This window comes from Uliginosibacterium sp. sgz301328 (assembly GCF_041807905.1).
GTDB lineage: Bacteria > Pseudomonadota > Gammaproteobacteria > Burkholderiales > Rhodocyclaceae > JBGVSA01.
In genome coordinates this window covers 41,517-51,403 of record NZ_JBGVSA010000027.1, presented here as the reverse complement: position 1 = coordinate 51,403, position 9,887 = coordinate 41,517, and the positions used below count along the sequence as shown (strand labels likewise).

Sequence of the window (9,887 nt, the reverse complement as noted above, 5' to 3'; positions counted from 1 at the left end):
TCACTTGTTGTGGCGGGTGCGGGACTGCGGTCACGAACTGCGTCGGCGTCCACTGGCCGCCATTGGCGAGCGCGCGGTAGGCGTTGGTCAGCGACAACAGGGTCGTCTCTGCGCCGCCCAGCGCCAGGCCGTAGCCGTAGTGATCCGCATCGCGCGAGAAGCTTGTCATGCCGAAGGCGCGCAGGGACTGCAGAAAGCGATCCACGCCAACGATGGTCAGCGCGCGCACCGATGGCACGTTGAGCGAGCCAGCCAGCGCGGTGCGCACCGTCACCGCGCCCTTGAAGTCCTTGTCGTAGTCCTGCGGAATGTAGAGCCCGGTCGGCGTCGTCAGCGCCAGCGGCGAGTCGTCGAGGATCGACGCCGCCGTCAGCCAGCCTTGGTCGATGGCAAGCCCGAACAGGAAAGGTTTGAGCGTGGAGCCGGGCTGGCGCAGGGCGGCGACGCCGTCGACTTCCGGCGCGCCAGACAGATCACCCGACGAGCCCACGTAGGCCAGCACGTCGCCGGTGCGATTGTCGAGCACGACCACCGCGCCATCTTCTACATTGCGCCCCGCCAGTTCGGCCAGTCGCGAACGTAGGGTTTCGCTCGCAAAGCGCTGCAGGCGCGCGTCGAGCGTGGTCGTTAGATGCTCGCCCGGTGTTCTCAGCAAACGTACCGCCAGATGAGGGGCGTCATCTGTCCCGCGCATGGGGTAGGGGCGCGTCGGTAGTGTGGCGGCGGCATACGCGGCATCGTCGCAACTGCCGCCCCGCAATGCTCGTACCACGGCGCACGCACGACGGCCGACGGCCGCACGCGAAGCACCCGGTGCGCGGATGAGTGCGGCCAGTACGGCGGAGTCGGCTTCGTCCAGCCCGCCCGGACCCTTGGCGAGCAGGCCTCGCGACGCGGCATCGATACCGACCAGTTCGCCACGGAAGCTCACCCGATTGAGGTAGGCCTCGAGAATCTCACGCTTGCTCCAACGTATCTCCAGCGCCAGGGCATCGCGCGCCTGTCGCAGCTTGTCGCCGAAGGAGCGGGGGCCCTCCCGGCCGTCGGTCAGGATCGATGCTAATTGCATCGAGATCGTGCTGGCGCCGCGTGGCCGCGTGCGCGTGATGTTGTCGGCCAGCGCCGAGAACATGCCGATGGGATCGACCCCCGGATGCCACGCAAAACGCTGGTCTTCGGCAGCGATGACGGCGCGGGGCAGAGCGGCCGACATGTCGTCGAGGGCCACCCACGCGAGCACGCGTTCATGCCTGGCGACGCGCAGGCGTTGGAGCACTTCACCATGGCGGTCGAGGAGTTCGGCCTCTGAGCTTTGCGCTGAAGCGCGTACCGTTGCGAAGTCCGGTATGGGCGACAGGGCGACTGACACACAGACCGCCATCGTGCTCAGGACGAGCGCGGCTGCACCCGCCCGGAGCAGGAGACGGGGCGAGGGCCGACGCTTGCCCAGACGGCGGATCATTCTTCCCTCGCCACCGCCATGAGATCGGCTCTCCCCTCTCCCTGGCTGGCAAGGAATGCGCTACGGCGCTCATCGTGAGTGCGGCCCTGTTCTGCGTTGTGCTGGCCTCCGTCGAGTTCAATGGCGAGCTTGAGGTCGTGACAGTAGAAGTCGAGAACGTAGGGTTCGAGCGGATGTTGGCGACGAAACCTGGCGCCCGCCATGCGGCGGCCACGGAGTACCTGCCAGAGCGCTCTTTCGGCGTCTGTCTGGCCGTGGCGGAGCTCACGCGCGAAGGATTTCAGGTCTTCGGGGAGGGCGGCCTTTTTGCTGTGGTTCTTATCTTTTGCGGCTTGCGTAGCAGCCCTCACCCCCGGCCCCTCTCCCAGTGGGAGAGGGGGGCTGGGGCGCCTGGCGGCGACCGTGTCCGTGTCGGCAGTGGCGCGTGGAGGGAGTTTGATGTCGTCGAACAATTCGTTTCGCTGGTGAATTGAATGGTCTGGCGCGAGAAGGGCTCAGTTTTTCGGCTGAGCCCTTCCGACCCGCCTCAAGGCTCTTTCACCTCGATCCTTGGCACAGGCATTTCGCCGAACACCTCGGGCGCATAGAGCGCTTCGACGCGCGAGCCGGGCATTTCGAAGGCGCCGACGTTGTTGAGCCGCACGGTGTACTGCAACTGCACCTTGCCCTTGGGCATGTAGCGGTAATAGGCGCGGAAGCCCTCGAATGCACGCTCTTCAAACGTCGGGCGCACCCAGCCTTGGGCTTTCTCGCCCGACGCCAGTTGCGACGAGTCGCCGCCCAGTCCGCTGCCGAGGATTGTTGCGCCAGCCGGAATCGGATCGTTGATGACTACCCACGTCATGTCCGATTGCGCATCGACGTCGAGCGTTACGCGGTAAACATCACCGCGCGACCATACGCCGCTCTTCTTCTGCTCGATCGGCGTGACGGTGCGCTTGATCTGGTAGCCAGCGAACAGGGCTTTGTCGAGCGGCAGCGCTGCGCGCGAGGCGATGAACGCCCACGGCTTGCCACCGCCTTCATGCGCGAGCGAAAGCTGCGCGGTGCCGGCCGGCCATCCGAAGTGTGCGTCGACGCCATCGCCGATCGGCGTGCCCTGGGTGGGATCTCCCGTGTTGCGCGATTGTGCCTGCGACCAATTGAGCGTCTGCGCCATGTCGCCGAGCCTGGCCTCGGTGAGGCCCGTGACCGGATCGCGTTCAAAGCGCTGCTGGAAGCGGCGCAGCGCCAGCACACCCCAGGCGTTGGCGTTGGTGGTGCGCCAGTGGCCGGCTTGCTGACGACCGAGCGCGCCCCGCGCCAGGCGCGGCATGTCAGCGGCGAAGCTGGGGTCGTCCGACAGCAATCGCAGCGCGCGCACCGCGTTGAGGTCGGGCGTCACCATCAGCCACCACAGGTAGTCCGCCTTCTCGGTCGAGAAGTTGAGCGTGGTGCCGGAGAACATCAGGCGGGAGCGCAATATCTGGCGCGCGTCGTTGAGCTTGGCCTCGCGGTCGGGGATGTCCTTCATGCGCGAGAGCACCGAGATCCAGTCCAGCACCGCCGAACTCGGCCACAGGTTGGGCGCGATCTCGATCGACTGCAGCATCGACGCCTTCGCCGCGTCGTAGCGCGAAAGGGCTTCGATGGCAGCCAGCTTGCGCATGGCGAGATCCGCCGTCGGCAGTGCGCCGTGGCGGATCACGCGACCCGCGACGAAATCGCTCAGACCCTTGAGCATGCGGTCGCGCGAGGCTTCCGGGATCTCCCAGCCGGCTTCATTGGTGATCGCCAGGAGGTACGCAGTCAGCGTGTCGTCCCCTTGCAGGAGCGGTGTGGGGAAGTAACGCGCCAGACCGTCGCCGTCGAGGTACACCGGCAGTCGATTGGCGATCGGCGTCCAACGCTTTTCGTCTTCGAGCGCGATGGCCACCGATGTCTGCTGCTCCAGGCACACGTACGGATAGCGGCTCATCCAGTCGCGCACGGCGCTGAAATCGCCGCCCAGCGATTTGGCCAGGCGCACGTCTACGCCGCCGCGGCCCGCCACGGCGCCCTTCGGAATCTGCACCGGGAAAGTCAGCGGCTTGCCGGCTTCGAGCTGCTCCAGCGTTTGTTGATACACGCGCACCGGATAGGCCGCGCCGACGGTCTGGCTGACCTTGAGCGCGTCATGCGCAGCGCCCCCGGTTTCCTGCGCGGTCACGCTCCAGTCGAGCCGTGTGGCATTGACCGGGGCGATGGCGGCGAAGGACAGCGTCTTGGCTTCGCCCGCCTGCAGGCTGACCGACTGCGGTGGCAGTGGGGCGGGTGGGGCCGCCTGCGTCCTGCCGTCCTGCGAGCCGGCTGCGGCGTATTGCGCGGTGACGTCGAGCTTGAGCGCACGCTCACCGCCATTGCGCACCGTCACCATCGCGGCAAAGCGGTCGCCTTCGCGCACGAAGGGCGGCAGCCCGGCGAAGAGCATCAACTCCTGCGTGGTGTTGATCGACGCGCCCCCGGAGCCGAATTGCTGGATCCCTGCGTGGGCGATGGCCTCGATGCGGAAGCTGGTCAACGAATCGTTGAGCGGCACTTCCACGCGCGCGCTGCCGTTGGCGTCGAGCTTGATGGAGCCCTGCCACAGCAGCAGCGTATCGAACAACTCGCGAGCATTGGCCGACCCGCCGCCGCCGCCCGCGGCGACAGCCTTCTTGCCAAAGTGGCGCTTGCCGATGACTTGCGACTGCGCGGTGGAGGTATCCACCTCGTCGGGGCGACGTTTCATCATCGCGTCGAGCAGATTCCACGAATCGGCCGGTGCCAGTGCCAGCAGGCCTTCGTCGACGGCGGCCAGCGCGACTTCGGCGCCTGATGCCGGCTTGCCGTCGGCGTCGGTCACCGTGATGTGCACGGCCGCCTTGTCCCGCACCTTGTAGGTGCTGTGTTCGGGTTGCACGGCGACCTTCAGTTCATAGGCCTTCCAGCCGACGCGGATCGGCACCATGCCGAGCTTGAAAGCCGGCTTGGTCAGGTCGACGAGCGCGGTCGGGCGCGTGTCGACTTCGCGCGGCATCTCCTTGACGATGCCGAAGAACATGCCGATGCGATACACCATGCGCCTGAGCCACGCGAACGGCCCCGGTTGTTCAGGATCGACGCGGCCGCGCACCACCATCACCGACACGTAGGCGTTCGGGCCGTAGTTGTCGGCGATGGGCACGTCCACGAAAGGCGACTTGGCGGATATCTGCTGCACGTACGAAGCGAGCACGCCTTCGCGCTCGACCGTCACCAGCGCGGTCGCTTCGCGGAACGGCATGCGCACTTCGAAGCGGGCCTTGTCGCCGGGCTCGTAGCTGCGCTTGTCGGCGAGGATGTCGATGCGGTCGGACGAGCCGGCGTTGAACCAATCGTCCGCGCCTGCCACGTAGATGCTGCGCGAGGCGACGGCAGTATTGCCGGCGGCATCGTCCGCACGCGCCACGAGGATGAGCTCGCCCGTGGCCGGCGCTTCGCCGTCGCACACCACCAATCCCTTGGCGTCGGTTTCGCCCTTGCAGGCGACGCCGGCCTTTCTGACCTCCTGCGTCTGCTCGTACGAATAGAAACCGCCGAGCAGGCGCTTGCGATAGGCGTACGTGCTGCGCGAGTACGCATCCACCACCACCTTGCGGCCTGCTTGCGGCTTGCCGGCGGCGTCCACCGCCAGCACCTTGAAGGCGAGCTTGTCCTTCGTCGCGTAGTAGCTTTCCATGCGCATGCCGAGCACGAGCTGCGAGGGCAGTACGAGCGCACGGGTGGCGGCAGTGAGGATCTGGCCGTTGGGATCGGAATACTCCATCTCGACGGCCAGCGCCTGCGGGGCGTCGACCTTGGGCAGGCCGTCGAATGCCACGCGTGCGCCGCCCGAGCTGTCGAGCGTCACCGTGCGCGTCTGCACCGGGTAACGCGACTGGCCGGCGCTCGAAGCGTTGGCCGCTTCGTCATCGACATCCTCTTCGTCGTCACCGTACGGATCGTAGGCGTACGGCTGCACGGCGGTGATGCCTTCCCTGGGCGCGCTGCCGCCGAAGCTGAAATCATCGAACTGGCTGAAGGAGAACGTATGGGGTTCCAGCCGGCTGCGGAACTTCACGCTCTGGCCTGCGGCCGGGCCGCCGGCCATGTACGACAGCTGGGCGTCGATCTCGACCTTGCCGCCCCCGACGGCCGGTGTGGCCGGCGGCTTGAGCTGCGCGCGCATGAGCGGCACGCGGAATTGCTCGACGCGGAAAGTGCCTGAATGCAGCGTGCGCCCGTTGGGCGTGCGCAGGTAGATGTCATAGCCGCCGAGCTTGGCTTCCTTCGGAATCACCCAGGTCGACAGCGCCGAACCGTTGGACCACGACAGCGGTTGCTCGTAGGTCTGGCCGCTGCCCATGTGCTCGATGACCAGCTTGCTGGGCAGGTTCGCGCCCTTCAGCTCGCCGAAGCCCGCGGATACGTGCGTGCGCACGAAGTGCTTCATCGACACGGTCTCGCCAGCGCGGAACAGCGGGCGATCGGTGACGGTATGGGCCAGCACGGGGCCGGCTTCGTCGCCGCCGGTCAGGTTGAACTGCCAGCGTTCGATGCCATCCTGCCAGGTGCTGAGCATGAACGAAGTGTCGTCGCCCTTGCGTGCCGTCACGATGTGCGCGGATGGTGCGTAGCGGCATTCCTTCCAGCGTGAATACCGGGGGATTTCGCGTTCGACGCGGGCCATGCCCTTGTCGTCTGTCACGCCCTCCCATTCGCGCTCGCCCCGGCAGTCGGAGATGCGCACCTTGGCGCCCGCCACCGGCTGCGCGTTGTCGAGTTGGGTGACCCACACCAGCGACGATTCACGTCCGTGCTTGAAGTGCACCGCCATGTTGGTGACGAGCGCGCTCGAGTACGCGTAGTACGGCGCTTTTTCGCCATGCAGCGCGGCGCCCAGACGATCGCTGGCGAACTCCACGACGTAGAAGCCGGGCTTGGGCAAGGGAATGCCGATCACTTCGAACGTGCGGTCGCCGTCCGTGCGCGGCAGCGTCAGAGGCTTGGCGCCCTCGTCGCCGTCGAAGATAGAGCGGGTGCCTTCGGGCACGTATCCATCGTCGCTGTCTTCGGGGCCACGCATGACGCGGGCGATCCATCGCGCGAGCGTCGTGTCGTCGCGCGCGTCGATACGCGCCATGCGACCGCTGGCCGGGCGATCGGCGTCCTTTGGGACGGTCAGTTGCAGGCCCTTGAGCGTGGCTTCGACATTGCGCACCGTTACCGGCAGCATCGGCTGTGCGTTCGATTCCAGAATGCCGAAGCGCGACGGGAACTTGATCAGCGGCGGATCGTCGTCGATGCGCACCTTGAGCGGGAACGAAGCGGCATTGGTCGGGCTGCGGCCGGAGTCATCGACGAACTTCGACGGCAGCGAGAGCGTGACTTCGCTGCGCGGCGCGAAGGGCGGCGCAAAGCTCACGCTGTCGACGGTTTTCTCGTGTTCGCCGATCGGGTCGGGGGACTGGGTCCCGCTGGCGCCCTTCAGCGTGATCTTCGCGGCCAGCTCGCGCGGCACGGGGGCGGAGAAGCTCAGCGTCAGCGGCAGCACCGGCGTGCAACCGGCCTCGGCATTCAGGCGCATGCAGCTTTGCCGGATGACGAAATCTTCACGCACCCGGTAGGTGAGCGTCTGGTTCTCGCGCGTGGGGATGCCCGATGCGGTGCGGATGCCCGCGCCCCACACGAGGCTCACCTCCGCGCCGGGCGGCAGGCGGCGCGCGCAGCGGGCCAGCACCAGCGGCGCATCCTTCAGGCTGTTGTCTTTCACCGCCAGGGTGCCGAGTTGCCCGCGCTTGGTGAGGACGCCGAAGAAGTAGTGCGCGCGGTCCTGCTGCTCGGCGATGATCTTGTCGCGCTCCGCGCCTTCGATGACCTCCAGCCCGATGCGCTCGCCGATCCCGCTGACCGAGCAATACGCGTTGCCCTTGATGGAGCGGACGTCGGCCGGCGCGTCGAGTCCGAGCAGGAAGACCTGTTGCTCGTCGATCTCCTCGCTACCCTCGTGGGGCCACGTATTGCGCACTGCCGGCCCGCCCGTGCTGAAGGCAAACGTGGCCGGCGTCACCGGGCCTCCCGCATGCGTGGTGATCTTGTCGCGTAACTTGAACTGGCAGTTCAACCCGGCTGGCAAATCCTGCTCGAAGTCGTAGATCCAGTTGCGCGTGTCGGCCCAGTGACCATTGCCCTTGGCCGGGCAATTGATGTCGAACGGCGCTTCGGTACGCGGGTCGCCGAAAGTCACCATCGGTTCGGAGAAACGGGCGACGACCTGTCGCACCGCCTTGACCTCGCCCTTTGGGCTGAAGGATTCCACCCGCGCCGCGTCGACCGCGACAGTCGGGGGGATGATGAAGGCGAGGCCGACGATGGCGGCAACGGAGAGAATTCGGGAGGGGGACATGCGGTCTCCTGCGTAACTCGGTCAGTGCGTCGTCATACGGCGGAAATGCCCGGACGGAGCGATGGACGCTCGGCAGCATACCCGCTGCAATCCCACTCAGGATGCCGGGATTCAGTCCCTTTGGGGCAGGTCAGGCAAAGAGAGGAGCCACGATAGGACTCCTTGAGCTGCGCTGCGGCCAGTTGCGAAACAAGCTGTCAGAAGATACCCGCCGGTCGGCGCTTCCCAGTCCAGCATCTCGCCAGCGCAGAAAACCCCTGGCACCGCGCGCAGCATGAAATTGGCATCGATGGCTTCGAATCGCACGCCGCCGGCAGTGCTGATGGCTTCGGCGATGGGGCGCGGGGCGACCAGGCGCAGCGGCAGATGCTTGATGCATGCGGCCAGGCGGGCGGCATCGCTGAAGACTTCCGGCGGCGCGCACTCGCGCAGCAAGGCCATTTTCACGCCCTTGAGCCCGAGCCGGCTCTGCAGGTGGCTCGACATGGAGCGCGAGCCACGCGGATGACTGACGTCTGCGAGCACGCGGGCGGCGTCCCGGCCGGGCACCAGGTCGACATACAACGTGGCCTCACCGTCGCGCGCGATGGCTTCACGCAGCGGCGACGACAGCGCGTAGATGCCACCCCCTTCGACGCCCGTCGCGCTGATCATGAACTCCGCGGTGCGGCGCAGTGTGTTGCCGTGGGCGTCGGCGCATTCGAGCGAGACGGACTTGATCGGCTCGCCGGCGAAGTGCTCAGCAAAGAACGGGCTCCAGCCCACATCGAAACCGCAGTTGGCGGCCTGCAGGGGGGCGATGTCGACGCCACGCGCCTCCAGCACGGGCAACCAGGCCGCGTCGGACCCGAGTTGCGGCCAACTGGCGCCGCCGACTGCCAGGACCACCGCGTCCGCGCGGATTTCGGTGCTGCCCTCGGGCGTGGCGAAACGCAGTGTCGGGGGCGTGCCTTCCTGGCCCCAGCCGATCCAGCGATGCCGCACGTGAATGCTCACACCGCTCGCACGCAGACGCGTGAGCCATGCGCGCAGCAGCGGCGCGGCTTTCATGTCGCGAGGGAATACCCGTCCCGATGAACCGACGAAGGTCTCGATGCCCAGCCCGTGGATCCATTCACGCAAGGACTCCGGGCCGAAGGCGTCGAGCAAGGGTGCAATCTCGCCGGCGCGGGCACCGTAGCGGGCGCGGAAGGCGGCCAGCGGCTCGGAATGGGTGATGTTCATGCCGCCCTTGCCTGCCATGAGGAACTTGCGTCCAACCGAGGGCATGGCGTCGAACACGGCCACGCGTGCGCCGGCTCCGGCAAGGACCTCGGCCGCCATCAGGCCGGCGGGCCCGCCGCCGACGATTGCGATGTCGTACTGCTGCACGATGAGTGGGGAAGAAACAGGGGTGTTCCGATCCTACCCCAAAGGTTGGCGGCGAGTGGCGATCGCTGCGTGTATTCGTGCGATGGCGCGCTGCCGGGGCGTCAGGCTGGTTCGGCGAGCAGCTTGTCGAGCAGGGCGTGGAGCTTGGGGAAATCCGGCTCGCCCAGGTATTGCTGCACGATGCGGCCGCGCTTGTCGATGAGGAACGTGGTGGGCGTCAGGCGCACGTCGCCGAATGCGCGGGCGACGTTGCCGGTGGCGTCATGGCCGACGGTGAACGGCAGCTTGGCGCGGGCCGTGTAGTCCTTGATCCAGGCCGGATTGTCGTAGTCCATGGCAACCGCGACGGTCTCGAAACCCTTGGGCGAAAAGCGCTTGTAGGTATCGATGACCTTGGGCATTTCGGCCATGCAGGTCGTGCACGTGGTTGCCCAGAAATTCACCAGCACCACCTTGCCGCGCAGCGACCCGGTGGTGACGGTGCGGCCGTCGAGCGTGGTGAGCGACACTTCGGGCGCGACCGTGGGCTTGAGGAAGGCGTAGGCGCCAACCGCCACGGCGAGCACGACGACGAGGCCGATCACGAGCTTTTTCATTGAAGGATTCCTGATGTCTGACAGGCGTCAGACT

The 9,887-nt window shown here is 66.8% G+C and carries 5 protein-coding genes; all 5 read right to left on the bottom strand.

Annotated features, from left to right (window positions below):
- Positions 1 to 1,462, bottom strand: a 1,462-nt coding sequence (locus tag ACDA63_RS17095; protein ID WP_373664491.1) for a transglycosylase domain-containing protein, incomplete at its 3' end; no start/stop codon positions are given.
- Positions 1,459 to 1,812 (bottom strand): endonuclease domain-containing protein, encoded by a 354-nt coding sequence (locus tag ACDA63_RS17090; protein WP_373664492.1) that lies wholly within the window; start codon positions 1,810 to 1,812, stop codon positions 1,459 to 1,461. The genes ACDA63_RS17090 and ACDA63_RS17095, both read right to left, overlap by 4 nt.
- A gap of 176 nt (positions 1,813 to 1,988) precedes the next feature.
- Positions 1,989 to 7,886 (bottom strand): alpha-2-macroglobulin, encoded by a 5,898-nt coding sequence (locus tag ACDA63_RS17085; protein WP_373664490.1) that lies wholly within the window; start codon positions 7,884 to 7,886, stop codon positions 1,989 to 1,991.
- 111 nt (positions 7,887 to 7,997) lie between these two features.
- Entirely contained in the window at positions 7,998 to 9,257 is a 1,260-nt protein-coding gene (locus ACDA63_RS17080) for a TIGR03862 family flavoprotein (protein ID WP_373664489.1), read from the bottom strand.
- A 101-nt stretch (positions 9,258 to 9,358) separates the two neighbouring features.
- On the bottom strand, positions 9,359 to 9,853 hold the full coding sequence (locus tag ACDA63_RS17075; protein ID WP_373664488.1) for a TlpA family protein disulfide reductase: 495 nt from the start codon (positions 9,851 to 9,853) through the stop codon (positions 9,359 to 9,361).
- Positions 9,854 to 9,887 lie beyond the last annotated feature (34 nt).

Bases quoted from the DNA above. Each gene is read 5' to 3' on its own strand.
- ACDA63_RS17085 (WP_373664490.1), bottom strand. From the start codon at position 7,886: ATGTCCCCCTCCCGAATTCTCTCCGTTGCCGCCATCGTCGGCCTCGCC.
- ACDA63_RS17075 (WP_373664488.1), bottom strand. From the start codon at position 9,853: ATGAAAAAGCTCGTGATCGGCCTCGTCGTCGTGCTCGCCGTGGCGGTT.